Origin of the sequence: Paraburkholderia solitsugae (assembly GCF_013177695.1) — a bacterium.
GTDB classification, from domain to species: Bacteria; Pseudomonadota; Gammaproteobacteria; order Burkholderiales; family Burkholderiaceae; genus Paraburkholderia; species Paraburkholderia solitsugae.
This window is the reverse complement of sequence record NZ_WOEY01000028.1, coordinates 14,127-38,693: the sequence shown is the minus strand read 5'-3', so window position 1 is coordinate 38,693 and position 24,567 is coordinate 14,127. Positions and strand designations below refer to the sequence as shown.

Sequence of the window (24,567 nt, the reverse complement as noted above, 5' to 3'; positions counted from 1 at the left end):
TATTTCACCGACCGTCACACGGATTGCCGGAAGCGGCGTCAAAGTGGTTAAATCAAATTTTTATGAGATAGTTGGCCGCATGGGTCCGTCTCGCTCCAAGGCCGCGCGCCGCAACACCGAACCCCATTTGCCCAGGACTCCCCGTTTATGGCGTCAATCGACCTCGACTCGCCCACCGTCTCCGCCGGCGGCAATGCTTCGGCACAGGCGAAGCAGCGCGTCGCGGACGGCATCGCGGGACTGAAATCGTACGGGCTGCTGTACGGCTCGTCGCCGGTGATGCTCGAACTGTACGAGCAGATCGAGCGCGTCGCCAGCACTGACGCGACCGCGTTGATCATCGGCGAATCCGGCACCGGCAAGGAACTGATCGCCCGCACGATTCACGATCAAAGCAGCCGCAAGGACGCACCGTTTGTCGCGGTGAACTGCGGCGCGATTCCCGACGAACTCATCGAAGCCGAATTGTTCGGCCACGAAAAAGGTAGCTTCACCAGCGCGGCCCAAGGCCGTATCGGCTACTTCGAACATGCGAACGGCGGCACGCTGTTTCTCGACGAAATCACGGAAATGGCGCCGGTGCGCCAGGTGAAGCTCTTGCGCGCGCTCGAGACCGGCACGTTTTTTCGGGTCGGCGGCAATGAACTGATTCGCGGCGACGTGCGCGTGATCGCGGCGACCAATCGCGACCCCGCGGTCGCGGTGAAGGAAAACGGTCTGCGTGAAGACCTGATGTACCGGCTCGCGGTTTTTCCCTTGCGCGCGCCGCCGTTGCGCGAGCGTGAGAGTGATCGCGAACTGCTCGCGCAACACTTCCTCGCCTTGCTGAATCAGCAGGAAGGCACAAGCAAGAGCTTCAGCAAACGGTCGATCGAAACCGTGCGGACCTGGTCGTGGCCGGGCAACGTGCGCGAGTTGAAAAACGCGGTGTATCGCGCGTTCATTCTCGCGGAGAAGACGGTCGAGCTGCCGCATCCGCATCTCGCGTCGCGCGTGAAAAGGCCCGTGACGCAAGGCGACGCGATGAGCGTGTGGATCGGCACCCCACTCGCGGATGCGCAAAAACAGATCATTCTCGGCACGCTCAAGTATTGCGGCGGCGACAAGCGGCGCGCGGCCAAAGCGCTCGGCGTGAGTCTGAAGACGCTGTACAACCGCTTGAGCGTGTACGGCGGCGACGCAGGCACAGACGAAGAAACCGAGAAATAAGCGGTGTCAGGTGCCCACACGGTTCGTTCGCGTGCGCGGGTGTTTTCTGTGTGCTCGCCGTCTACTTTTTGCGCCCGCCTTGTGCGCGTGTTGTGCATCGCCCTCTCTGCTGAAACGGCCCTTTCTGCCCACCTGTCATCTCATAATTAATCCCTTCGCATCACCAATCAAATCGGCCTCTTCTCACCAGAAACCGATTTGACTCGCATCATCTTTTGCAATTGCTTGCACTTTCCCACTGCCATTTACAAATGGCATCCTGCAAAATGCGGCAGCGCATAGTGCAACGATAAGAAAGACGTGTCTTTCGCTCACGCACCATTCACACACGTGTTTCGCGTATGTGAACGAAAGACACTTGCAGGAGCAAAGACAGGGAAATGCAAAAAAGTATGGTGTGGGCCGAATGGGAAAAACAAACCGCCAAAACGTCTAAAGCGGCCAAACGCGGACGTCCGAATACAACGGCGCTCGCCGCGTTGGCCGTGGCGATCTCGTCGGCATTGAGCGGGTGTGGCTCGCTCTATACCGAAGGCGCCACCGCCGGCGCCGGTATCGCAGGCGCCGCGCTCGCGGCCAAAGTCACCCGTAATGCGGCCGTCGCTACCGGCATCGGTCTCGGCGCAGTGGCCGCAGCCCGCGCCGGCGTGCAGTACTCGGAGCGGGTGGTCCATAAGAATACGCAGGACGGTATCGCCAAAATCGCCGGACCGCTTGACGTCGGCGCGATCGCACCGTGGAGCGTGACACACTCAGTGCCGATCGAAGACGACGAACACGGCCGCGTCACCGTTAGCCGCACGATCAGCGCAGGCGCACTCGACTGCAAGGAAATCGTCTTCTCCGTCGATCAGACCGCCACCCAGAATGTGCCGGCAAGCAGTGCATTCTATGTCGCGTCGATCTGCCGTGACGGCGACAACTGGAAATGGGCGTCGGCCGAACCCGCTACCGAACGCTGGGGCGCATTGCAATGAGGGCGGCGGCGCTTTCCGGCAATCGCCTGCGGCTCGTGCTGGCGGGTGCGCTATGCATCGGCGCCAGTCTGCTGACGAGCGGCTGCTCGTCAGTCGGCGCGGCGAGCGGTGCCGCGGCCGGTGTCGCGTCAGGCCTCGTGACCACCAATCCGGCAGTCGGCATCGGTGTCGGTATCGCCGTGCAGGCCGCGACCGACGAAGCCGTCGGCCGCTACATGCGCAACATGCACGCCGATCAGCAGAACCTGATCGCCGCGTTGGCGGGCGCGATGCCGGTCGGCGAGACACGGCCCTGGGCGGTCAAGCACACGCTGCCGATCGAGAACGGCCACGGCCAGGTGCGCGTGACGCGGGCGTTCAGCTCGGCGCTCGCGCTGTGCAAGGATTTCGTGTTCTCGGTTCAGGACGGCGACGGCCCGAACGCGCACGAAGACTGGTACACGGCGAGCGCGTGCCGGCAGGACAAGGGCTGGAAGTGGGCGTCGGCGGAACCGGCGGTCGAGCGCTGGGGCAATCTGCAATAAAAAAAAGCGGCTGGGTCTCCCCTGCCGCTTTTTGCCTGAAGCGTCTTAATCAACTCGACCGGATTTAAGACTCCACGTCTTCCAGACTGAAAATCTCCGTCTGGTCGTTGTACGAGAAGATCTCGCCATAACGGCCCCAGTTGATCACTGCGTCGAGCGTCTCTTCCGCGGCGCTGTCCGACAGAAAATCCTCCAGCTCCTGCTCGAAGCGCACACGCGGTGCACGATGCCCCGGCCGTTCGTTCAACACCTTCTTGATCCGCGCGGCGAGCGGCACGTGGCGCAGCAGATGCTCGGCGAACATCATCTTGCGCTCCTGGGTGCCGAATTCCGAGAACACACGCGCCGGCGGCGTCAGGAAAATATCGCCTTCGCGCACGTCGGCAAAGCCCAGGTGCTGCAGCACTTCGGCGACCGGGAACAGATCGTCCACCTCTAGATGCAGCGAGCGGGCGATTTCCGGCATGTCCGCGCGGCCGTGATACGGCGCGGCGGCCAGCGTTTCGATCAGACCGGCCATCAGGTTGGTCGACACATGCGGTAGCCAGCTGTGCAGCTCGAGGCCCTTCTTGGTCGCTTCGTCGGTCTGACGCGCGGTCATCTTGGCGTAGATCTCGTCGACCAGACGGCGGAACGCCGGATCCAGCCGGTTGCGCGGATGCTTGAACGGCACCTTGATCTCGGCGATCACGCGGCCCGGGTTCGACGACAGCACCAGAATGCGGTCGCACATGAACACCGCTTCCTCGATGTTGTGCGTGACGATCAGCACCGATTTGATCGGCATGCGGCCTTGCGTCCACAGGTCGAGCAAGTCGGTACGCAACGTTTCGGCGGTCAGCACGTCGAGGGCCGAAAACGGCTCGTCCATCAGCAGCAGCGTCGGATCGACCACCAGCGCGCGCGCAAAGCCGACGCGCTGACGCATGCCGCCCGACAACTCGCGCGGATACGCGTTTTCAAAACCGTCGAGACCGATCAGGTCGATCGCGGCCAGCGCGCGTTCGCGACGCTCGCGCGCCCCCACGCCTTGCGCTTCAAGGCCCGCTTCCACGTTCTGCAGCACGGTCAGCCACGGGAACAGCGCGAAGGTCTGGAACACCATCGCGACGCCCTTGGCCGGACCGTCGAGCGGCTTGCCGAGGTACGCAACCTGGCCGCCGGTCGGTTCGATCAGGCCGGCGATGATACGCAGGAGCGTCGACTTGCCCGAACCCGAGCGGCCCAGCATGCCGACGATCTCGCCTTCACGCAGCGACAGGTTCACATCGTCGAGCACCAGCAGCTCGCCTTGATTCTTGTTGAAGCCTCTGGAGACATCCTTGACGGCCAGAATCTCTTCACCCAGGCGCGGCGGCATTGTCGGCGTCTGGACCGGCGCAGCGGTTACGGCAGCTTTAGGATTTTGCATCGCGGTTTGCCTTTAAATTCCTGTCAATCGAGCCGAAGCTTGGATTCGGCGTAGGCGTACATCGGACGCCACAGCAGGCGGTTAAACAAAGTCACAAATAGGGACATCACGGCAATGCCGAGAATGATCTTCGGGAAGTCGCCCGCGGCGGTGGTCTTGGCGATATAGGCGCCCAGGCCGTGAGCCTCCAGCTTGGTATCGCCCCACTGCACGAACTCGGCGACGATGCTCGCATTCCACGCGCCGCCCGAGGCGGTAATCGCACCCGTCACGTAATACGGGAAAATGCCCGGCAGCATCACCTTGCGCCACCACTGCCAGCCGCGAATGCGAAAGTTGGTGGCCGCTTCGCGGTAGTCGTTCGGATAGGAACTGGCACCCGCGATCACATTGAAGAGGATATACCACTGGGTGCCGAGCACGATCAACGGCGACAGCCAGATATCCGGGTTCAGATGAAAGCGCACGATGACGATCACGAACACCGGGAACAGCAGGTTGGCCGGGAACGCGGCCAGGAACTGCGCAAGCGGCTGGATCTTCTCGGCGAGCGCCGGGCGCAGCCCGATCAGCACGCCAAGCGGCACCCAGATCACCGACGAGATGGCGATCAGCAACGCCACTCGCAGCAGCGTGATCAGGCCGAGTACTAATACGTGGCCGACTTCGTCGAGCGTCACGCCGGTACGCACATAGGCGATCACGCTATAGACCACGTACACCGTCAGGAGGATCACGAGGATGCCCCAGACGATGTCGCCGATACGTGACGATTTCTGGCGTTGCGGCATCGGGAAGCTGACACGGGCGAACGACGGCAGGCGCATCGGCACCCGCGCGGCGTTGGCGAAGATCCAGCCCATCGGCACCAGCAGGCGGTGAATCAGCCGGGTGCGGCGCACCAGGTCGAGGAGCCACGATTCCGGCGCGTTGCCCGAGCTGGTGGTCTCCATGCGGAACTTGTCGGCCCACGCCACCAGCGGACGGAACAGCAACTGGTCATAGGCCAGAATCACGACCGTCATCGCAAGGATGACCCAGCCGATCGCGTGCATGTTCTTGTCGGAGATCGCCTGCGCCAGATACGCGCCGATCCCCGGCAGCGTGATCGTGTTGTTGCCCACCGTGATCGCTTCGGAAGCCACCACAAAGAACCAGCCACCCGACATCGACATCATCATGTTCCAGATGAGGCCCGGCATCGAGAACGGCACTTCGAGCTTCCAGAAACGCTGCCAGCCGGTCAGGTGAAAGCCGCGCGAGACTTCGTCCAGGTCGCGCGGCACCGTGCGCAGCGACTGGTAGAAGCTGAACGTCATGTTCCACGCCTGGCTCGTGAAGATCGCGAAGATCGCTGCCAGTTCCGCGCCCAGCACCCGGCCCGGAAACAGCGCGATGAAGAACGTAACCGTAAACGAAATGTAGCCCAGCACCGGCACCGACTGCAGGATGTCGAGAATCGGCACCAGCACGAGGCCCGCACGGCGGCTCTTCGCGGCGAGCGTGCCGTAAACCAGCGTGAAGAACAGCGACGCCACCATCGCCGCCAGCATGCGTAACGTGGTGCGCATCGCGTACTCAGGCAAGTTCGACGGGTCGAGCGAGATGACCTGGGTCTTCAACGTCGACATCGGCGCTAGCGTCTGATGAAAGCCGATGGCGGTCATCGCGATGATGCAGATGATCAACGGGAAGGCGACGAAATCCCACCCATTAGGCAGCAATCGCCACGCCGAAGCATTGGCGGTGCGTTTCAGGTCGAAACTGAAGTCCATCAGGCGTCCTCCCCATTATTACAGGTGTTCAATTGCACAAAGGAGGCCGCGGCTTCGGCGCGGCAGTCTGAAGATCGGTCCGGAAAGCGGAAATCAGGCATGGCAAAACGCGTGTGCGCGGTAAATCGTTAGCGTTGGCGACTCGTGGAACGGTGACGGACGTGTCCTCGGGCAAGCCGCCTTGGACCACTACCGCGAAGCCGGACTCCCCTGTCGCCGCGGGCGCCGGCCGAAGGCTGGCGAGCTTTCCTTGTTTTGGACGGCACGACACTACACCATCCTATGTTTCAGGCACAACCTTTCACGCCAAATAGCAGTAAATAGCGTCGTACGCCCCACCAGCGGCCTTCGGCCAGCATCGACCGGCGTGGTGCGGCGAGTCATCTACCGCAGTATGTCAGCGACTTTTCCAGCAATTTCAATTGCGGCCGGGATCGCATTTCACGCCCCCGGAAAACCCGCGCAGCCATTCAGAAAGCTGACGCACTGCCGTTAAGAACCTGATGGGCAAGGCGGACCCACTTCGCATTCCCGCAATAACGGTGGCGTCAGGCCCCATGACGGTTAAAATCAAGAGACGACACGCCTCTTTACGGTCATGACGGGCCGCAGCGCGGCCCACACCGAGGGCGTATCGCCAGCCGCTTCCACAGGGGCGAAACAGCGCCAGCGCGCTGCCACGAATGAGCTAGTTGCATGTCACAGCCAGACGGATCAGAGGGTCGATGAACAGGACAACCTTGCGCCAGGCAACCGGACCGATCAGCTTCGTGCTGATCGTGCTCGTTTGCTGGTTCGTGGCCGGCATGGTCGCGGACCGGATGGTACAGCAAGAGCTGGACGCGGCCTTGCGCACGCAGCGCCAGATGTCCACGTCGGTCGTCGACAACATGGGGGAGGTGATCGCCAGCGACCTCGCAATGTCTCGGGCTATCCCCGCAACCATGGCCGAAATGGACGTGGTCCAGCACGCGCTGGTGCAATCGCAGAATTATGCCGCGAACGGTGAGGCGACGGAACCCGCGCTGCGCGCCGCGTTGTTAAAAGACCCGCAGATGAGCGCCGTGAGCAACTTCCTGCACGACGCGCAAGGCTTCTCCGGGCTCGACCAGATCTGGATCGTCAACGCCAACGGCACCTGCGTCGCGTCGAGCAGCTCCGTCGATAACCCGCTCGCCGCGGAACGCTCCTTCGTCGGTGTCGACATGCGCACGCGCAGCTACCTGACGAACGCCCTACTCGGCGCGTTTTCGGAGGCCTATGGCGTCGGCCGCTCGAGCGGCGAGCCGGGCATCTTCATCGCTGCGCCGGTGTACGCCGACGGCCTGCTGGTCGGGGCCGTGGTGGCCAAGGTGGGGATCGCGCGGCTGCGCCACTGGGTCGCGCACGCCGGCACCTTTGTCGCCGATGAACACGGCGTCATCATCATGGCGCACGACAGCGCGCTCGAAGGCCACGCGCTGCCGAACTCGCGCGTCACCCAAATGAGCGCCGACGAGCGCATGACCATCTATCGCCGCGAAATCCTCCCCGACATACAGATTCAGGTGGACGCGCAGGTGCGCGAGCAGGCACCCTGGGTGCCTGCAGCCGTGGCCGGACAGTTGTTCGGCATGAGCGAGCAGCGGGCGCCATCGCTATATCAGTCACGCAGCGGCTTGAACTCGGGGCTGTCGGCGCATCTGGTCGATCCGCTCGCAGCCTGGCCCGAACTGCTGCGCAATCACAAGCGCGATCATCTGCTGGTGTTTCTGACGCTGGCCGGCACCGTGGCGCTCGCGTGGGTGATCACGGTGTCGTACGTGCGCGAGCGGCGCCACCATCGCGCCACGCGCGATCTTGCCGAGCAATTGCAATCGGCCAACACCCTGCTCTCGGCCGAGGCGCGCCACGATGCGTTGACGGGCGCGCTGTCGCGACGCTACTTCCTCGACTTGCTGCGCCACGAGATCGAACGTGCGCACGCGAGCAACGAGCCGCTGTGCATGGCGATCGCCGACCTCGACCACTTCAAGCAGATCAACGACCGCTTCGGCCACGCCGCCGGCGACCGCGCGCTCGAACATTTCGTCGACACGTGCCGGGCTGAGTTGCGCGGCACCGATGCGATCGGGCGGCTGGGCGGCGAAGAGTTCGGCTTGCTGCTGCCTGCCACGGATCTGGCCGGCGGCCGCGAAGTCGTCGAACGCTTGCGCCTGCGCCTGAAGGCGATTCCTTCGCCGAAGTTGCCGGCCTCGGTGGGCTTGAGCGTGAGCATCGGCATCACCGAACTCTCGTCCGACGATCTGCCCGAGCGCATCATGAGCCGCGCCGACACGGCGCTTTACGCAGCGAAGACGGGCGGCCGCGACCGCACCGAAGCGCTTCCGCCCGACGACACCGCGCCGCCCGCGCGGACGGTGGCCAACGCCTGGTGATGCCTGGCAGCGCGCCGCTCGCCGCTTAAACTCAATGCCCGCCGCGGTGCCGTCAGCGCCCCGATGAGTGCGGTAGCTGATACAAAGCAAGTCCCCGCCTCGAGCGTCCCGTAACGAAGCAGGTATCATCAACCCTGACATTGAGGTTGCCGCTACCGCTATACCGGGAGATTCGCATGAAGGGAAATTTGGTCATCGTTTGTCGCGATCAGGATGCTGGCGCATTCGACCATCTACTGGCCGAATACGGCGCGTTCCAGACGCGCCTGTCGTCGACCGCGTGGTATCTGAAACTGGATGTCGCGCCGGAACTGATTCAGGAAGAGATACTCGCGCGTCTCGGCAAGTACACCACGCACTACATCTTCGAAGCCGAAACGGTGACGTGGAATACAGTGGATAGTGATGCGGCGAATGCGTTGAACACGCTGTTTACAGACTAGCGCAACGGTTGCCGGGCACGCAGTCCAGACGGCGCATTCAATATCGGCCTCCGGACGCCGCATTCCGAACATTGCGTTCGGACATCGCAGTGCGGCATAGATACAGCGGGGGAGGCGCCTGCCGCCGCTGCCCCGCTCAAGCTACCAGGCGCTTTCGGAGATCGCCGTGACGCGCGGCACCACTTCGAACGGAAAGCTCATCAAGACCCGCAAGCCACGTCCGCCGTGATTGCCGATCTGACACTCCCCGCCCGCACGCCGCACCAGACGCTCGACGATCGCGAGCCCCAGCCCGCTGTGACCGTTACCGCCGCGTGCCGGGTCGAGTCGGACGAACGGCCGGCTGGCCTTGATCAGGTCCTGCGCGGCGATACCGCTGCCGTTGTCGCTCACCGACAGCGTGAAACCTTGCGCCGTGCGCGCCGTGGCGACAACGATCGGCGGCGCGCCGTAGGCATGGGCGTTGTCCAACAGGTTCGACAGGATCCGGTCGAGCGTAGCCGCGGGCAGCAGGAAACCCGGCCCCGCGTTGAGTTCAGTCTGCACAGTGGGCGCACCCGCGGCCACCGCGCGATAGCTGCGCACCACACGCTCGCACTGCGCGTCCACTTCGACCGCTTCGCTGCGATCGGCGCCGTCGTGCGCGAACATCAAAAACTGTTCGACGATATGCGTCATCGAATCGACGTCGCGCACGACGCCGTCACGCATCTTCACTTCTTCCATCATTTCGGCGCGCAGCCGCAAGCGTGCCAGCGGCGTTTTCAGGTCATGCGCGACACCGGCCAGCATCACGGCCCGGTCGTTTTCAGTACGCGCTACTTCCTGAACCATCTGGTTGAAACCGTGCGTCAACTGCCGCAACTCGCGCGGGCCGCGCTCGGGCACCGGCGGCACCGGCAAGCCGCGGCCGAAGCGCGCCACCGCCTGGGCGAGCGAGCGCAACGGCTGCTGCAGCGCCCATGCGGCAAAGAGCGCCGCCATCACCGCGAACGAGAAAATGATCGCGAGCCACAGCACCGTGCGATCGAGCGAACGCGGCGGCCGCAATGTCTGCACCGGCACCACGATCCAGTTGCGATCCGTCGTGGCACGCACCCAAAGCGTGGGCGGACGGCCTGGCTGGCCAATCCTCACCAGGGTACCCGAGGGCATGCGATCCCGCACGTCCTCGATGAAACGCTCGAGCGGCGCCGGCAGATTGGCGCTTTCCGGCGGCACGTCAGGGCTCGCCGGATCGACCAGCCTGACGCGCGACGGCAAGGGCTGGTCCGGCGTGCGGGCGACGTGCTGGCGCACCGCGTCGACGAGGAAAGTGGCTTCCTCGACTGCGTAACGCGTTTGCAGCTGGCTGCGCTCGAGCCGCATGAGCGAGTACCACGCGAAATGCGACAGCAGCAGCACCGCAATCACTAGCAGCGCGAGGCGCCCGAACAGCGAATCAATGGGCCGGCGCATGCTGTTCGCCATCCGGCACGAACACGTAGCCGCGCCCGCGCACCGTTTGAATGAAGCGCGGCGTGGACGGGTCGGTTTCGAGAATGCGACGCAGACGCCACACCTGCACGTCGATGCCGCGGTCGGTGCCGTCGTATTCCGGGCCATGCAGCAGTTCGAGCAGGCGCTCACGAGTGAGCGTGCGCATGGGGTGATTGACGAAAATCTTCAGAAGCGCGAATTCGCTCCCCGACAGCGTGAGCGGCTTGTCTTCGAGATGCAGCGTGCGCGACTGGAAATCCAGCGTGAATCTGCCGAAGTTGAACGGCTCGCGCTGCTCCGGCGCCGCCGCTGACGGCAGCGTGCGGCGCCGCCGCAGCACCGCCTGCACGCGCGCCAATAGCTCGCGTGGATTGAACGGCTTGCCGAGATAGTCGTCCGCGCCGAGCTCCAGCCCGACGATGCGGTCGACGTCATCAGCACGTGCGGTGAGCATGATCACAGGGATGTCGTCGCCCGACGCGCGCAGCTTGCGCAGCGCGGTCAGCCCGTCTACGCCCGGCATCATCAGATCGAGCACGATCAGATCCGGACGCTCCCGTTCGAGCCTGCGCTCGAGCGTGCCGGCGTCGTGCAGCACCGAGACTTCGATGCCCTGACGGGCCAGATAGTCGCGCAGCAGATCGCGTAATTCGACGTCGTCGTCGACAACAAGTATTTGAGTAGCCATGGCATGAAGTTTAACGCGCAGCAGGAAGGGTTTTCGATTTCAGACGGCCGTCAAGGGTTACCGGGTGTTACCGTGAAAGGCGTACGTAATGACCCGTAATAGCCGCATCAAGCCACGTAACACAGCGCCGGGCGCAGTTCTCTACGCTGTGACTTACCGAATGCAGGCCGTCCTCTATCACCGGTTGCATCGTCGGCTATTCCATTACAGGGAGTCTTACATGTCCACCAATAAAATGTCGCGCGTTCTCGCCGTTGCCGCCACTGCCCTCGCCATCGGCGCGGGCGCTGCCTATGCCGCACAACCCGCCGGTCAAGGCGGTCCCGGCGGCTGGCATGGCCACTTCATGAAGGAACTGTCGCAACTGCATGACCAGTTGAAGCTGAACGCGGATCAGGAAAAGCAATGGCAGGCCGCGCTCGACACGATGAAGCAGAACCACGAAGCCATGCGCGCCAACCATGAACAGATGAAGAACCAGTTCAAGGCCGCGCAGCAGCAGCCGATTCTGGATCTGAACGCCATGGCAGCCGCGCACCAGCAAGTCGAGCAGAAAGACGCACAACTGCGTCAGCAAACCTCGGACGCGTGGCTCAAGTTCTATAACGGCTTGAACGACCAGCAGAAGACTACCGTCAGCACGGCGCTGAAGCAGCGTTTTGCGAAGATGGAAGCGCGTCACGAGAAAATGCGCGAGCACTGGGAACATAAAAAGGGCGCAGCGTCGGCGCCGGCTGCCAATCAGTAAGCGGTATAGCGAAGACGGGGGCGGGAGGCGGCTTGCACAGCTGTCGCCCGGATGCAAAAACGCCACGGAAGGTTTTCCGTGGCGTTTTTGTTTGCGTTCAGCCCGCTGATTCGAGCCAGGGTCCTCGTTGCGCTCGCGACTAGCGACTAACGACTGTCAACCATCGGCCAATGAATGCCCATCCGGCGATCGGCGCTCATCCGCGCTTATCCGTCGAGCGGACCGAGATCGAACAGCAGCACTTCGGCTTTGTCGCCCTTTTCGAGCGTCACCGTATCGGTTTCGCTGAGCTTGGCGGCGTCGCCGACCTGAAGCGCCTCGCCGTTCACAGTCAGAGCGCCCCGCGCCACGTGCACATACGCCAGCCGCCCTTTCGGCAACGCTAAGGTAGCCTGTTCCGCGCCGTCGATCAGCGCCGCGTAGATCGAGGCATCCGCATGAATCGTCACGGAACCGTCCCGGCCGTCGGGCGAGGCGATCACGCGAAGACGCCCGCGCTTGTCAGCATCGTCGAAGCGTTTTTCCTCGTAGCCGGGCTGGTCGCCCGCGCGCTGCGGGATCACCCAGATCTGCAACAGGTGCGCCGGCTCGTCCTGCGATGCATTGAATTCGCTGTGCTGCACACCCGTGCCTGCGCTCATGCGCTGCACGTCGCCGGGGCGGATGGTCGAGCCGTTGCCCATGCTGTCGCGGTGCGCGAGCGCGCCTTCGAGCACGTAGGTGACGATTTCCATATCCCGATGGCCGTGCGTGCCGAAGCCCTGGCCGCCGGCGATGCGGTCTTCGTTGATCACCCGCAGCGGTCCGAAATGCACGTGTTGCGGGTCGCGATAGTCGGCAAACGAGAAGCTGTGATACGAGTCGAGCCAGCCGTGATTGGCGTGGCCGCGCTCGTCGGAACGGCGAATCTCCATCATGGGGATCTCCCGGTGAGTAATTAGCGATGCCCAGAATGTATGGGCGCGAAGCGCGCTAAACAATCGGCAACGGCACACCAGATCGTTTCATAAATCCGCGCAATCGTGCGCCGGTAGGACCGCGGCACTGCCAGGCCGGCTACCGGTGGCCCTCCTCGCCATACTGGTCGCCAGTCTGTCGATCATTACCGCGAATGAGCGCACGCAAGAACAACCCGATCGCGACCCGGCACCGTCGCGCATGCACAACGCATGCGCTCGCCCACCGGCAACCGGCTGCGTCCCGCACTGGCGCCCCGCCCCTGTTCGGGTAAAATACCGCCCTTTTCGAGACGCGTGGGCGCTCAAGGCGCGCGGGCGGGCCCGGCAGCCGGGGCCGCGACGGGACAGCCGCGGGTTTCACCCCTCGCCAATCTCGCTTGATACGTCGAAAAGACATCGGCGAGACCCAAGCAGGGCCGCAGCGGAACCGAGGCAATACCCCATACGCGGCGCGACAATTTTGACCGCCTAGAATAGCGACGGCCGGCCACGAGCCGGCGGTCGTCGAGATCGGCACACCACGACGATCAGTTTGATCCAGGAGAAACATGAAGAAGGCCGCACTGTGCGTGGCGCTTGCCGTCATGGCCACCGGCGCCATGGCGAAAGAATGGAAAACCGTGCGCATCGGGGTGGACGCCAGCTACCCGCCGTTCGAATCGACGGCGGCCAGCGGCCAGGTCGTCGGCTTCGACGTCGATTTGACGAAAGCGCTGTGCGCGAAAATGAACGTCAAGTGCGTGTGGGTCGAGCAGGACCTGGACGGGATCATCCCGGCGCTGAAGGGCAAGAAGTTCGACGCGATCGTGTCGTCGCTGACCGTCACGGACCAGCGCCGCGAGCAGATCGATTTCTCCGACAAGCTGTTCGACGCACCGGCCCGCATGATCGCCAAAGCCGGCTCGCCCCTGCTGCCCACGGCTGAATCGCTGAAGGGCAAACGCGTCGGCGTCGAGCAAGGCTCGACTCAGGAGGCTTACGCCAAAGCGTACTGGCAGCCCAAAGGCGTGACCGTGGTGTCCTACCAGAATCAGGATCAGGTGTACGCCGACGTCGCTTCGGGGCGTCTCGACGCCGCCTTGCAGGACGAATTGCAAGCCGACGCGGGGTTCCTGAAGACGCCGCGCGGCAAAGGCTTCGCCTGGGCCGGCCCGGAAGTAAAAGACCCAAAGACAATTGGTGAAGGCACGGCCATCGGCCTGCGCAAGGATGACGTCGAGCTGAAAGCGATGTTCAACCAGGCGTTGGCGCAAGTGCACCAGGACGGTACGTTCAAGAAGCTCGAAAAGCAGTACTTCGACTTCGACATCTATCCTGGTCACTGAGCGGGGGCAATGCACCGGCCACTGAGCTAGTCACTGAGCCGCTCGCCGAGCGGGTCTCCAGCCCGGCAGCCGGTCAGGCAACACGCAGCACTCGGGGCTCGCCCGCATGGGCTTTCCCAGGGCTTCGTAATACAGTCGGTCATTGTTTCAAAGGCAGCATCAAAACCAGCTTCAAGCCCGATTCAAAACAAGAGTCGGAAAGCGCGCTGCAAGGCCGGCAACGGTCATGCAGTCATGATTTGCACAGCGGTGCGCTGTGCGCCGCAGGAAACGGCGAGCTCAGGCTCGCGGCAAACGCGGTGCAGAGCTGGCCGCGTCTTTCGCGGTGCGTCGCAAACGCATCGTCAAGGACCCCATATGTTCCTTCAAGGCTACGGCCCGCTGCTTCTCAACGGCACCTGGCAAACCGTCAAACTGGCGGTGTTGTCGCTGGCGTTCGCTTTCGTGCTGGGCCTGCTTGGCGCGGCGGCGAAACTGTCGAAGAATCGCGTCTCCTATAGTGTCGGCACCATCTACACGACGCTCGTGCGCGGCGTGCCCGACCTGGTGCTGATGCTGCTGCTGTTCTACAGCATCCAGATCTGGCTGAATAACCTGACCGACCTGCTCGGCTGGGATCAGATCGACATCGACCCGTTCGTGGCCGGTGTCGCCGTGCTCGGTTTCATCTACGGCGCGTACTTCACCGAGACCTTCCGCGGCGCGTTTCTCGCGGTGCCGCGCGGCCAGCTCGAAGCGGGCGCGGCCTACGGCATGACCGGCTGGCAAGTGTTCTCGCGGGTGATGTTCCCGCAAATGATGCGCTTCGCGCTGCCCGGCATCGGCAACAACTGGCAGGTGATGGTGAAAGCCACGGCGCTGGTGTCGATCATCGGTCTCGCGGACGTCGTCAAGGCCTCGCAGGATGCGGGCAAGGGCACGTTGCGGTTCTTCTTCTTCACCCTGCTCGCAGGGGCGATCTATCTCGTCATCACCACAGTGTCCAACTTCGTGCTGATGTACCTCGAAAAGCGTTACTCGACTGGCGTGCGAAAGGCGGATCTATGATCGAGATCATTCAGGAATACTGGCGCAACTATCTTTATAGCGACGGCTACCGCCTCACCGGCGTCGTCATCACGCTGTGGCTGCTGGTGGTGTCGATCGGGCTCGGCTTCTGCCTGTCGATTCCGCTCGCGGTCGCACGCGTGTCGAAGAAGAAGTGGCTTGCCAGTCTGGTGTGGCTGTATACGTATGTCTTTCGCGGCACGCCGCTCTATGTTCAACTGCTGCTGTGCTACACCGGCTTGTACAGCCTCGAAGTCATCCGCAATCACGAACTGACCAACGCGTTCTTCCGCGACGGCATGCATTGCACACTGCTCGCGTTCACGCTGAACACCTGCGCGTACACCACCGAGATTTTCGCGGGCGCGATCAAGGCCACGCCGTATGGCGAGATCGAAGCGGCGCGCGCCTATGGCATGTCGTCGTTCACGCTGTACCGCCGGGTGATTCTGCCGTCGGCACTGCGCCGCGCGTTGCCGTACTACAGCAATGAAGTGATCCTGATGCTGCACGCCACCACCGTCGCCTTCACCGCGACCGTGCCGGACATCCTCAAGATCGCGCGCGATGTGAACTCGGCCACGTATCAGTCGTTCAATGCGTTCGGCCTCGCCGCCCTGCTCTATCTGTTTATTTCTTTTGCGCTCGTGTGGCTGTTCCGCCGCGCCGAGCGTCGCTGGCTCGCTTACCTGCGGCCGCAAGGCAAGTAACCACGGGCACTGAGCCCCACGCAAGCAAGCCCGCCAAGGACCCTGATGAACACCAAGAAGCAAAAGCTCTTCGTCGATGAGCTTCACAAACAGTACGGCGACAACGAAGTCCTCAAGGGCGTATCGCTGAAGGCCAACGCCGGCGACGTGATCAGCGTGATCGGTTCGTCCGGCTCAGGCAAGAGCACGATGCTTCGCTGCATCAACTTCCTCGAACAGCCGAACGCCGGACGCATCTTCGTCGACGGCGAAGAAGTGCGTACGCAGACCGGCAAGAACGGCGCGCTGCGCGTATCCGATCCCAAGCAGTTGCAGCGCGTGCGCACCAAGCTGTCGATGGTGTTCCAGCACTTCAACCTGTGGTCGCACATGAACGTGCTCGAGAACATCATCGAAGCACCGGTCAACGTACTGGGTCTGAAGCGCAAGGAAGCCGAAGAGCGCGCACGTCAGTATCTGGAGAAAGTGGGCCTCGCGCCGCGTCTTGAGAAGCAGTACCCGTCGCATCTGTCGGGCGGTCAGCAGCAACGCGTGGCAATCGCGCGCGCACTGGCCATGCATCCGGACGTGATGCTGTTCGACGAACCGACTTCCGCGCTCGACCCCGAACTGGTCGGCGAAGTACTCAAGGTGATGCAGACGCTCGCCGAAGAAGGCCGCACGATGATCGTCGTCACCCATGAAATGGCGTTCGCGCGCAACGTATCGAATCACGTGATGTTCCTGCATCAAGGCCGCGTCGAAGAAGAAGGTCATCCGGACGAAGTCTTCAAGAACACGAAGAGCGAGCGGCTCAAGCAGTTCCTCTCCGGCAGCCTCAAATAAGACTGTTGGTCAGCCCGCTATTTGGGCTGTAGTCAAAGCAACATTACGAGGCGCTTACGAGCGCCTTTTTTACTTCGCTCACCTGCACATTCCGGCCGTTCTGGCCTCGAAAATGGGCCCGAACCTGGCCCGACCCCCCTCTTTTCGCCATACTCTGCCGCATTTGAAGCGTCAATAGTGGCAATCCTTGACGTTGCTTGTCCCAATCCGTGATTCCCTTACGGCATAAGGGTTTCCCGCCTTTTTGGGGATATCGCAACGATTCCTTGCACACATTCGTATTGCAATTTGGAGACACCGGCCGAGACCGGTACTAATTTCTTCTCCCACTCAAGGGTATTTTTGATAAATTAGTAACCAAAGTAGCAAAACAAAGTTCATTAAAAGTAGTTTCACTTCAAAGCAACAGAGGAGAACCGGTCGGCGAGGGATCGGCATGGCGCGAAGAATAGCCCGCTGAGGCTATCCGTCACGACAGGAGACCCAATCCACCCGCTAATCTCCCTGGTACCGATTTCTGTTCGGCGCGCTTGCGTCCGAACACCATTCGCAGTACTGGGTTTCACTTTTTGACAGGGTATGGAGGAGAAGATGAAGAAAGCTTTGCTCGCCGCTGCGCTGATGACAGCCGGTGTAGTTGCGCACGCCCAAAGCAGCGTGACGCTGTACGGCCGCCTGGACGCTGGCTTGGAATATATGTCGGGCGTTCCGCAAGGCGTCGGTGCAAACGGCCAGGCAACTGGCAGCACGAACCGTTTCAAGGCAGAAAGCGGCGACTGGGGTACCAGCCTGTGGGGCATGAAGGGCGTTGAGGACATCGGTGGCGGCAACAAGGTCCTGTTCCAGTTGGAAGGCTCCTTCAACACCATGACGGGCGCAGGCCCTGGCGGTGGCGGTCTCTTCAATCGCTGGGCGACGGTCGGTATGTCGAATGACGCATTCGGTACGCTGCTGTTGGGTCGCGAACTCTTCATCTCGAACGGCGTATGGGACTTCGATCCGTTCGGTCAATCGAACTGGTCGTCGGCGTCGCTGGTGCGTGGCCGCAACTGGCCGCAATCGAGCAACAACATTTCGTACCAGTCGCCGAAGGTCGCAGGCTTTGACTTCTACGGTCAATACGCCCTGTCGAACGCAACGAGCTGGAACGGCAACGGCACGACCCCGCAAGGTCGCGAAGCTGGCGCACAGGTCACCTACACGAGCTCGCTGTTCCAGATTCGCGGCCTGTACGACGAAATCCGCAACCCGGCCAACGGTTCTCTGTATGGTCCGACTGCAGCCACGCCGGCCAATGCGGCTAACATCGCCACCGGCGTGTTCGCGGCATCGCGCGAATACTCGGCTCTCGTGAACGTGTTCCTCGGCCAGTTCAAGATTCAGGGTGCTTACCAGGCTGTCCGTTCGGCAGGTGCAACGGGCGTTCTGCCGGGCCAGCCGACCACGCTCAATCACGAATGGGGCGGTGTGACGTGGCAAGCAACGCCGGCTGCAGCGCTGATTGCAGCGGTGTACCACGTCAACGGCAACAATGGCGCGGGCAATGCGACGATCTACACGATCGGCGGTTCGTACAACCTGTCCAAGCGCACGCTGCTGGATATCCAGCTCGCGACGAACCGCAACAGCAAGACGGCTAACTTCGGCCTGAATGCTGACAACGCCGGCACGTCGACCGCAACGGACAACCCGCTGCAAGGTCACCAGCAGTCGGGCGTGTATGCAGGTATTCAACACTCGTTCTAATCGAACGGTGTTCCCCGAGGGAACTTCCTTCGGGGTGTAGTCAGAAGTTCTTCAAGAGAATCTTTTTCACGCTGCTGCGAGAGGCGCGTATCGGTGCGATGTCCGAAAGGGTATCGCACCGTTTTTTATTTGAGCGCGCGGTTTTGCCACTGCCCCCGGCGCACCGTCGCGGTGCGTGCAAGACACCAGGAACGCAATAAGCAGTACCGGCGCTTGAACCCTGTGCTTTAAGTTTGCGAAGTCAGGCCGCTCAAACCGCCGCTTCGTTTTCCTCGCCGGTGCGAATCCGGATCACACGCTCCACGTCCGCGACGAAAATCTTGCCGTCGCCAATCTTGCCGGTACGCGCCGCGCCGATGATCGCATCGATCACCTGATCGCACTGGTTGTCTGCGACCACCACTTCGATCTTCACTTTCGGCAGAAAGTCGACCACATACTCTGCACCACGATAGAGCTCGGTGTGGCCTTTTTGCCGCCCGAAGCCTTTGACTTCGGTCACGGTTAGCCCTGTGAGGCCGACTTCAGCGAGCGCCTCGCGCACTTCGTCGAGTTTGAACGGTTTGATGACTGCAGTGATGCGCTTCATGGCGGACCTCGTCTCGTGATTGGAAGTTCGAAAGGAAAATGGATGATTTTTATTCTACGCTGCGCCGGATGCGTTGCGGCGATCCGGCGGGCGCTTCTGGTCTGCCATGGGGTAAGTCCGCAGCAGCCGTTCGCTTCTCACTGAACCGGCTCGGTGTAGCGCGACGTAATCGGATAACGCCAGTCGCGGCCGAACGCGCGATGCGTGACGCGAATGCCGATCGGCGCCTGACGGCGTTTGTACTCGTTGATCTTGATGAGGCGCGTGACGCGTTTCACGTCTTCTGCCGCATAGCCCGCCGAGATGATTTCCGCGAGCGAGCGGTCCTCTTCCATGTACATGCGCATGATCGCATCGAGCACTTCGTACGGCGGCAAGCTGTCCTGATCGGTCTGATTCTCGCGCAGTTCAGCGGACGGCGCGCGCGTCAGAATCCGCTCGGGGATCACGTCCTGCTTGCCGAACGTGGTGGCCTGGTTGCGGTAGTGGCACAGCTTGTAGACCAGCGTTTTGGCGATGTCCTTGATCACCGCAAAGCCACCGGCCATGTCGCCGTACAGCGTGCAATAGCCTACCGCCATCTCGCTCTTGTTGCCGGTGGTCAGCACGATCGAGCCGAACTTGTTCGACAGCGCCATTAGCAAGGTGCCGCGGATGCGGGCCTGAATGTTCTCTTCGGTGGCGTCTTCGGCGCGGCCGGCGAACTCTTCGGCGAGCGAGCTACGGAACGCGTCGAACATCGGCGCGATCGCGATTTCGTCGTAACGTACGCCGACGCGGCGCGCCATCTCGGCGGCGTCGGTGGTTGAAATGTCCGCGGTATAGCGCGAGGGCATCATCACCGCGCGCACGCGGTCCGCGCCCAGCGCATCGCACGCGACAGCCAGCACCAGCGCCGAATCCACGCCACCCGACAGGCCGATCAGCGCGCCCGGGAAACCGTTCTTGTTGATGTAGTCGCGCACGCCCATCACGAGCGCGGCGTACACCTGCGCTTCGAGCGAAAGCGCCGGCGCGATCGCCGTGGGCACCGGTTTGCCGCCGTCGAACTCGACAATCGCGTTGCCTTCCTCGAACTGCGCCATCTTCGCGACCAGCTCGCCGTTCTCATCGAGTACGAACGAGCCACCGTCGAAGACCAGTTCGTCCTGTGCGCCGACCATGTTCACGTAGACCATCGGCAGGTCGGTCTCGCGAATCCGCGCGCGCAGAATGTCGAAGCGCACCGCTTCCTTGTTCAGGTGATACGGCGAGCCGTTCGGAATCAGCAGCACTTGCGCGCCCGCGGCCTTCGCCATTTGCGCGGCCGATGCGTGCCACGCGTCCTCGCAGATCACCACGCCGTACTTCACGCCGTCCAGTTCGAACACGAACGGCTGCGGGTCGGAGGCGAAGTAGCGCTTCTCGTCGAACACCTCGGTATTGGGCAAATCCTGCTTGCGATAGGTGCCGACCACCTCCCCATCCACGATCAGCGAGGCCGCGTTGAAGGTATCGACCGGCGGGACGCCACGCTCGATCGGCGCGTTTGCATTACCATGGCCGTTTGCCGCGCTGTGCGTCAACGCGCTTTGCGTCAAATCACGCAGCGGATGGCCAACGATCACATGCAAGCCGGCGAAGGGCTTCAGTTGCGCGGCCAGATCGGCGAGCGCCGCTGCACTCGCGGTGTAAAACGCGGGACGCAGCAACAGATCTTCGGGCGGATAGCCGGAGAGCGCGAGTTCAGGCGCGATCAGCAGCTTCGCACCATCGTTGTGCGCGGCGCGCGCGGCAGCGACGATCTTCGCGACATTGCCGGCGAAATCGCCGACGGTGACATTGATTTGAGCAAGAGCGATTCGGGTCTTCATGGCAGGATCGACAGGCAAGCCAGGCGGCTTGCGAGTACCGCGGCGGGTTAAGCTCGACGGAACGGACAAATCGGATAAACGAACGACGCATCGCACCACGCTACGCGTCGCTCATTGGGAACAGTCACACAGATTGAACCAGGAACGCTTTGATTATCGCACGGGCATTCTGACGTCGCCCTCCGAGGTGGACGCCGCGGAATGGAATGCCCTCCTCGCGCAGCAAACGCAGCCCACGCCGTTTCTACGGCATGAGTTTTTGAGCGCGCTCTCCGCGACCCAATGTGCGGTCGCCGATACCGGCTGGGCGCCGCAATTCGTCACGCTGACCGACCCGCGCACCGACAAGCTCGTGGCGGCCGCGCCCGTGTATCTGAAGGGACACTCGTACGGCGAGTATGTCTTCGATTGGGCGTGGGCCGATGCGTACAAACGCAACGGTCTGCCGTACTACCCGAAGCTGCTGTGCGCGGTGCCCTTCACACCGGTGCAAGGCAACCGGCTGCTGTCGGCGGATACGCATGCACTCAGGCATCTGGCGGCCACGCTGATGGCGTTCGCCGAGCAAGCCGACGTGTCGTCGCTGCACGTGCTGTTTCCGACCGAAACGGAGGCGCACGCGCTGACCGACATGGGCATGATGCTGCGCGAAGGCGTGCAGTTCCACTGGTTGAACGACGGCTATCGCGACTTCGACGATTTCCTCTCCACGCTCGAACAGAAGAAGCGCAAAAACATCCGCGCCGAGCGCCGCAAGGTGCAGGAAGCCGGCGTGACGATGCGCCGGATTCGCGGCGAAGATATCCAGGACGCCGACTGGCGTTTCTTCAACAAGTGCTATCGGCAAACCTACCGCGAGCACTTTTCGAGCCCGTATCTGAACCTCGATTTCTTCCGGATGATCGGCGCATCGATGCCGGAAAATCTGCTGCTGGTGATCGCCGAATACGAAGGCAAGCCGATCGCCAGCTCGCTCGTGGTGTATCAACGCGATGAGAAAACCGGCGGCACCTTGTACGGCCGCTACTGGGGCGCGCTCGAACATGTGCCCTGCCTGCACTTCGAAACGGCGTACTACCAGCCGCTCGAATTCTGCATCGAGGAGAAGCTCAGTGCGTTCGAAGGCGGCGCGCAGGGCGAGCACAAGATGGCGCGCGGGTTTCTGCCGACTGTCACGCGCTCGGCACATTGGCTCGCGCATCCGGCCTTCGCCGATGCGGTCGGCCACTTCCTCGATAACGAAAAGAACAGCATCCACGCGTATGTGGACGAGCTGCGCGAACACAATCCGTTCAAAGGCTGAAGCGCACCCATGGCGTGGTTTCTATATCTGCTCGAATGCTCGGACGGCAGCGTCTATACCGGCATTGCCATCGATGTGCAGGCGCGTTTCGACAAACATGTGAGCGGTGAAGGCGCGCGCTATACGCGTTCGCGCAAGCCGGTGCAGGTGCTCGCGTCGTTTGAGTTGGCGGACCGTTCGAGTGCGTCGCGTGCGGAGTATTGGGTCAAGCGGCTGCCGCCTGCCGAGAAACGAGTGCTGGCTGCGGGGTTGCGCACGCTTGAATCGGTGTTGCCGCCGCCCGAGCCCGAATCGGAATCCATTGCCGCAGACGAGATGGATACATAGATCCGCTCCACCTACCCTCTCGCCTCGCGCATGCGCTCAGTCAACAGCCGATGCATCAGCGCGATTTCCCCCACAGCGTCAGCCTCCAGTGACGAGAGCCTGTCTCGCGCAGGCAGATCGCGCCGTACCGGCCGCAAGGTTCGATTCAATGCAGCCTCTATATCGGCACTCGTGGTGGCAATCCACGCGCCGAGTTCATCGTGCGTACTGTGCCGGTTCGTACTCAAGCGCAGTTGGGTCGCGGTGCCCGCCATTTTTCGCAACACGCTCAGGACCGTCAGGGTCACCGTGTCAACCATCGAGTCCTCGAGCTTTTCGAGTCGAATCCGGCCGATTGCCTCCTCGGCGTTATTGCTGCCCAATCCAGCGGCCCGGCGCAAGCGTTCCATGTCCTTCTCGCTTCGGTCCGGCGACTCCAGTGCCGCCCTCAGATACCCGAGATTGGCCCGCACCGCCTCGTTCAGATAGGCGCGATAGTCGACTTTCTCCCGCGTCGGCCACAGATAGAACGTTGCCAGCAGCGCCAATACACAGCCGAGCACATTGTTGCCGAGCCGCGTCAGCGCGTAGGCGAATTCGCTGGCGCCTGGCGTCGCGAAGTCAGCCACGAGTACAAAGGTTGGTGTCAGGAACAGAACGAACAGGCTGTAGCTGACGGGACGCAGCGCCATGGTTGCCACCACCAGCGGAAACACCGCCAATGAAATACCGAGCGGCGAATGGATCGCATAGCCGATCGCGGCCGCCAGCACGCCCCCGACGATGCTCCCGGCCGCACGCTCGATACTCCGTGGCCACGTCGCGGCGATGGACGGCTGCAGGATCAGCAACGTCGCCATGGTTGCCCAGTAGCCAAAGGGAAGCCCGAGTGCCCGTATGACCAGAAAGCCCGCCGTCGTCGTGACGCCCACACGGGCGGCGTGGCGCAAGCCGACCGACTGACCCGAAAGGTTCGCCTTGAGGGTCGACCACGTCCGCGTCAGCAGCCTGGTAGCACTGTCCGACCACCCCAGCGGCTGTGCAGACGTCGGCGCGAAGTCGACCAGTTCGAAGTCGGACTTGAGCGTCACGGGTTCCATCAGCGCGGATTCGAGTCGTCTCGCGAGGCGCCGCAAACGGAGCTGCAGGCCAGCGAGACGGTTCCATTGCGCGTCGTTGGTGGCCGCGCCGATTCTTCGCAGAACCTCGCCCATCCCGGTCAGGAGCCGCACCGCGCGTCTGGCGCGGCGTGCGTCTTCCGGGTTTTTTTCACACGCGCCGGTGACCGCTATCAGATACGCAAAGAGCGCTTCACTTTCGGTCAACAGGGCGAGGAGATTGTCGTAGGTTTCCCGGCCTGCCGTTCTCGAGTCAGGCACGTTCGCCAGCGCCTTGCGCGAGCGCTCAAGCGTTGCCCGCGCATCGGCGCGAAATTTCGCGGCATGCGTGGCCCACTGGCGAGGGGCCGAGCGCTGCTCGAGCAGGCGCGCGCTGTCGAATGCGATGTCAGCCAGACGCAGATACACCGCACGCAGCGAAGCGCGGCTCGTGCCGAACGGATGAATGCGCCAGACGGTCAGGCTCAGCACAACGGCAAACAGGCACCCAGCCAGGTAGATGCCAAGAAACGCCATGCCTTCCCGCAGGTCGCGCATTGGCCGGTCGACCATCACGACGCAAGCGGTCGCCGCGAGGATCGTCACCTGCGAGGTCGCGGCACCCCAGATCCTGCCGAACGCGCCGAGCGTCGTGAATGCCAGCATGGCGAGCGCCGCGAACACCGTCCCCTCGCCTGACGCGAAGGCGGTCACGCCCCCGCACACAGTCGACAGAAGCGCAAAGCCCATCATCGAGGCGAAGCGCGCGCGATTCGAGCCGGCCGCGTCGGCCAGACAGGTCCAGAAAGCGCCGATCGCGGCCCATGCGAAGGCCGGCTCGTGCAGCAGATTGCCCAGCACCAGCATGGCGGTGGACGCACAGGCGGCTCTCAACCCTTCCGACAGGTTGGCTTCGCTCGTCGAAAACGACACCATCCATACCGGCCGTCCGCGGTAGATCGCGGTGACGAGCGCATACAGGCTCGCGTACAGGCGGCTCGACCAGCGCGGCGATGAAGGGTTGGACTTGCGATTCAGCATCCGGACGGTGGGTTCCCAAAAACGCGCATTGGCGCTGTATCAGCGCATTAATACGCCGGCGGCAGGAAACCTGCTGCGGCCGTCGAATGATAAGG

21 protein-coding genes are annotated in these 24,567 nt (G+C 62.6%); 13 read left to right on the top strand and 8 right to left on the bottom strand.

Features of this window, described 5'->3' with window-relative positions:
* Positions 1-147: 147 nt before the first annotated feature.
* The 3 genes from GNZ12_RS07425 (at position 148) to GNZ12_RS07415 (ending at position 2,710) form a co-directional block, all read left to right on the top strand.
* Positions 148-1,209 carry a sigma-54 interaction domain-containing protein gene (locus GNZ12_RS07425; protein ID WP_172309732.1) on the top strand — a complete coding sequence of 354 codons (1,062 nt, stop codon included), beginning with the start codon at positions 148-150 and terminating at the stop codon, positions 1,207-1,209.
* Positions 1,210-1,589: 380 nt separating this feature from the next.
* On the top strand, positions 1,590-2,186 hold the full coding sequence (locus tag GNZ12_RS07420) for a hypothetical protein (protein ID WP_235993635.1): 597 nt from the start codon (positions 1,590-1,592) through the stop codon (positions 2,184-2,186).
* Positions 2,183-2,710, top strand: a complete 528-nt coding sequence (locus GNZ12_RS07415; RefSeq protein WP_172309731.1) for a hypothetical protein — start codon at positions 2,183-2,185, stop codon at positions 2,708-2,710. The genes GNZ12_RS07420 and GNZ12_RS07415 overlap by 4 nt, the downstream gene beginning before the upstream one ends.
* A gap of 64 nt (positions 2,711-2,774) precedes the next feature.
* On the opposite strand, the gene GNZ12_RS07410 is transcribed toward GNZ12_RS07415, so the two are convergent.
* Complete coding sequence (locus GNZ12_RS07410; RefSeq protein WP_172309730.1) at positions 2,775-4,121, bottom strand: ABC transporter ATP-binding protein; 1,347 nt, start codon at positions 4,119-4,121, stop codon at positions 2,775-2,777.
* A gap of 23 nt (positions 4,122-4,144) precedes the next feature.
* Complete coding sequence (locus tag GNZ12_RS07405) at positions 4,145-5,896, bottom strand: ABC transporter permease (RefSeq protein ID WP_172309729.1); 1,752 nt, start codon at positions 5,894-5,896, stop codon at positions 4,145-4,147.
* 725 nt (positions 5,897-6,621) lie between these two features.
* Between GNZ12_RS07405 and GNZ12_RS07400 the strand changes: the two genes are divergently transcribed.
* Both GNZ12_RS07400 and GNZ12_RS07395 read left to right on the top strand, forming a co-directional pair.
* Positions 6,622-8,313: a sensor domain-containing diguanylate cyclase gene (locus GNZ12_RS07400; RefSeq protein WP_172309728.1), complete on the top strand. Its 1,692-nt coding sequence runs from the start codon at positions 6,622-6,624 to the stop codon at positions 8,311-8,313.
* 176 nt (positions 8,314-8,489) lie between these two features.
* On the top strand, positions 8,490-8,756 hold the full coding sequence (locus tag GNZ12_RS07395) for a double-stranded DNA-specific endonuclease (protein WP_172309727.1): 267 nt from the start codon (positions 8,490-8,492) through the stop codon (positions 8,754-8,756).
* Positions 8,757-8,897: 141 nt separating this feature from the next.
* Here GNZ12_RS07395 and GNZ12_RS07390 read toward each other — a convergent pair whose 3' ends face one another.
* Both GNZ12_RS07390 and GNZ12_RS07385 read right to left on the bottom strand, forming a co-directional pair.
* Entirely contained in the window at positions 8,898-10,214 is a 1,317-nt protein-coding gene (locus GNZ12_RS07390) for an ATP-binding protein (protein WP_172309726.1), read from the bottom strand.
* Positions 10,198-10,923: a response regulator gene (locus GNZ12_RS07385; protein ID WP_054035058.1), complete on the bottom strand. Its 726-nt coding sequence runs from the start codon at positions 10,921-10,923 to the stop codon at positions 10,198-10,200. The genes GNZ12_RS07390 and GNZ12_RS07385 overlap by 17 nt, the downstream gene beginning before the upstream one ends.
* A gap of 220 nt (positions 10,924-11,143) precedes the next feature.
* Between GNZ12_RS07385 and GNZ12_RS07380 the strand changes: the two genes are divergently transcribed.
* Positions 11,144-11,671, top strand: coding sequence for a periplasmic heavy metal sensor (locus GNZ12_RS07380; protein WP_172309725.1), 528 nt, complete (start codon positions 11,144-11,146; stop codon positions 11,669-11,671).
* Positions 11,672-11,877: 206 nt separating this feature from the next.
* Here the strand turns inward: GNZ12_RS07380 and GNZ12_RS07375 are convergent, their stop codons facing one another.
* Positions 11,878-12,588 (bottom strand): pirin family protein, encoded by a 711-nt coding sequence (locus tag GNZ12_RS07375; RefSeq protein ID WP_172309724.1) that lies wholly within the window; start codon positions 12,586-12,588, stop codon positions 11,878-11,880.
* A gap of 590 nt (positions 12,589-13,178) precedes the next feature.
* Between GNZ12_RS07375 and GNZ12_RS07370 the strand changes: the two genes are divergently transcribed.
* The 5 genes from GNZ12_RS07370 to GNZ12_RS07350 all read left to right on the top strand — a co-directional run bounded on the left by GNZ12_RS07370 (position 13,179) and on the right by GNZ12_RS07350 (position 18,283).
* Positions 13,179-13,955, top strand: coding sequence for an ABC transporter substrate-binding protein (locus GNZ12_RS07370; RefSeq protein WP_172309723.1), 777 nt, complete (start codon positions 13,179-13,181; stop codon positions 13,953-13,955).
* 357 nt (positions 13,956-14,312) lie between these two features.
* Positions 14,313-15,002, top strand: coding sequence for an ABC transporter permease (locus GNZ12_RS07365; protein ID WP_172309722.1), 690 nt, complete (start codon positions 14,313-14,315; stop codon positions 15,000-15,002).
* Positions 14,999-15,712 carry an ABC transporter permease gene (locus GNZ12_RS07360; RefSeq protein WP_172309721.1) on the top strand — a complete coding sequence of 238 codons (714 nt, stop codon included), beginning with the start codon at positions 14,999-15,001 and terminating at the stop codon, positions 15,710-15,712. Before GNZ12_RS07365 ends, GNZ12_RS07360 begins: the two co-directional genes overlap by 4 nt.
* A 45-nt stretch (positions 15,713-15,757) precedes the next feature.
* Positions 15,758-16,537: an ABC transporter ATP-binding protein gene (locus GNZ12_RS07355; protein ID WP_172309720.1), complete on the top strand. Its 780-nt coding sequence runs from the start codon at positions 15,758-15,760 to the stop codon at positions 16,535-16,537.
* Positions 16,538-17,128: 591 nt separating this feature from the next.
* Positions 17,129-18,283 carry a porin gene (locus GNZ12_RS07350; RefSeq protein ID WP_172309719.1) on the top strand — a complete coding sequence of 385 codons (1,155 nt, stop codon included), beginning with the start codon at positions 17,129-17,131 and terminating at the stop codon, positions 18,281-18,283.
* Between the two features lie 250 nt (positions 18,284-18,533).
* On the opposite strand, the gene glnK is transcribed toward GNZ12_RS07350, so the two are convergent.
* Together glnK and GNZ12_RS07340 are read right to left on the bottom strand one after the other, a co-directional pair.
* Complete coding sequence (gene glnK, locus GNZ12_RS07345; RefSeq protein WP_006048444.1) at positions 18,534-18,872, bottom strand: P-II family nitrogen regulator; 339 nt, start codon at positions 18,870-18,872, stop codon at positions 18,534-18,536.
* A gap of 137 nt (positions 18,873-19,009) precedes the next feature.
* Positions 19,010-20,725: an NAD+ synthase gene (locus tag GNZ12_RS07340; protein WP_172309718.1), complete on the bottom strand. Its 1,716-nt coding sequence runs from the start codon at positions 20,723-20,725 to the stop codon at positions 19,010-19,012.
* Positions 20,726-20,858: 133 nt separating this feature from the next.
* Here GNZ12_RS07340 and GNZ12_RS07335 point away from each other — a divergent pair, with 133 nt between their 5' ends.
* Together GNZ12_RS07335 and GNZ12_RS07330 are read left to right on the top strand one after the other, a co-directional pair.
* Positions 20,859-22,028, top strand: a complete 1,170-nt coding sequence (locus tag GNZ12_RS07335; RefSeq protein WP_172309783.1) for a GNAT family N-acetyltransferase — start codon at positions 20,859-20,861, stop codon at positions 22,026-22,028.
* A gap of 9 nt (positions 22,029-22,037) precedes the next feature.
* Complete coding sequence (locus tag GNZ12_RS07330; RefSeq protein ID WP_172309717.1) at positions 22,038-22,355, top strand: GIY-YIG nuclease family protein; 318 nt, start codon at positions 22,038-22,040, stop codon at positions 22,353-22,355.
* Between the two features lie 11 nt (positions 22,356-22,366).
* Here GNZ12_RS07330 and GNZ12_RS07325 read toward each other — a convergent pair whose 3' ends face one another.
* Entirely contained in the window at positions 22,367-24,472 is a 2,106-nt protein-coding gene (locus GNZ12_RS07325) for an FUSC family protein (RefSeq protein ID WP_172309716.1), read from the bottom strand.
* Positions 24,473-24,567 lie beyond the last annotated feature (95 nt).

Excerpts from the sequence above, each read along its gene's own strand:
- GNZ12_RS07415 (WP_172309731.1), top strand. The coding sequence starts at position 2,183 with ATGAGGGCGGCGGCGCTTTCCGGCAATCGCCTGCGGCTCGTGCTGGCG.
- GNZ12_RS07375 (WP_172309724.1), bottom strand. The coding sequence starts at position 12,588 with ATGATGGAGATTCGCCGTTCCGACGAGCGCGGCCACGCCAATCACGGC.
- GNZ12_RS07405 (WP_172309729.1), bottom strand. The coding sequence starts at position 5,896 with ATGGACTTCAGTTTCGACCTGAAACGCACCGCCAATGCTTCGGCGTGG.
- GNZ12_RS07400 (WP_172309728.1), top strand. The coding sequence starts at position 6,622 with ATGAACAGGACAACCTTGCGCCAGGCAACCGGACCGATCAGCTTCGTG.
- GNZ12_RS07325 (WP_172309716.1), bottom strand. The coding sequence starts at position 24,472 with ATGCTGAATCGCAAGTCCAACCCTTCATCGCCGCGCTGGTCGAGCCGC.
- GNZ12_RS07425 (WP_172309732.1), top strand. The coding sequence starts at position 148 with ATGGCGTCAATCGACCTCGACTCGCCCACCGTCTCCGCCGGCGGCAAT.
- GNZ12_RS07330 (WP_172309717.1), top strand. The coding sequence starts at position 22,038 with ATGGCGTGGTTTCTATATCTGCTCGAATGCTCGGACGGCAGCGTCTAT.
- GNZ12_RS07380 (WP_172309725.1), top strand. The coding sequence starts at position 11,144 with ATGTCCACCAATAAAATGTCGCGCGTTCTCGCCGTTGCCGCCACTGCC.
- GNZ12_RS07385 (WP_054035058.1), bottom strand. The coding sequence starts at position 10,923 with ATGGCTACTCAAATACTTGTTGTCGACGACGACGTCGAATTACGCGAT.
- GNZ12_RS07355 (WP_172309720.1), top strand. The coding sequence starts at position 15,758 with ATGAACACCAAGAAGCAAAAGCTCTTCGTCGATGAGCTTCACAAACAG.
- GNZ12_RS07365 (WP_172309722.1), top strand. The coding sequence starts at position 14,313 with ATGTTCCTTCAAGGCTACGGCCCGCTGCTTCTCAACGGCACCTGGCAA.
- GNZ12_RS07395 (WP_172309727.1), top strand. The coding sequence starts at position 8,490 with ATGAAGGGAAATTTGGTCATCGTTTGTCGCGATCAGGATGCTGGCGCA.
- GNZ12_RS07420 (WP_235993635.1), top strand. The coding sequence starts at position 1,590 with ATGCAAAAAAGTATGGTGTGGGCCGAATGGGAAAAACAAACCGCCAAA.
- GNZ12_RS07360 (WP_172309721.1), top strand. The coding sequence starts at position 14,999 with ATGATCGAGATCATTCAGGAATACTGGCGCAACTATCTTTATAGCGAC.
- GNZ12_RS07390 (WP_172309726.1), bottom strand. The coding sequence starts at position 10,214 with ATGCGCCGGCCCATTGATTCGCTGTTCGGGCGCCTCGCGCTGCTAGTG.
- GNZ12_RS07410 (WP_172309730.1), bottom strand. The coding sequence starts at position 4,121 with ATGCAAAATCCTAAAGCTGCCGTAACCGCTGCGCCGGTCCAGACGCCG.
- glnK (WP_006048444.1), bottom strand. The coding sequence starts at position 18,872 with ATGAAGCGCATCACTGCAGTCATCAAACCGTTCAAACTCGACGAAGTG.
- GNZ12_RS07340 (WP_172309718.1), bottom strand. The coding sequence starts at position 20,725 with ATGAAGACCCGAATCGCTCTTGCTCAAATCAATGTCACCGTCGGCGAT.
- GNZ12_RS07370 (WP_172309723.1), top strand. The coding sequence starts at position 13,179 with ATGAAGAAGGCCGCACTGTGCGTGGCGCTTGCCGTCATGGCCACCGGC.
- GNZ12_RS07350 (WP_172309719.1), top strand. The coding sequence starts at position 17,129 with ATGAAGAAAGCTTTGCTCGCCGCTGCGCTGATGACAGCCGGTGTAGTT.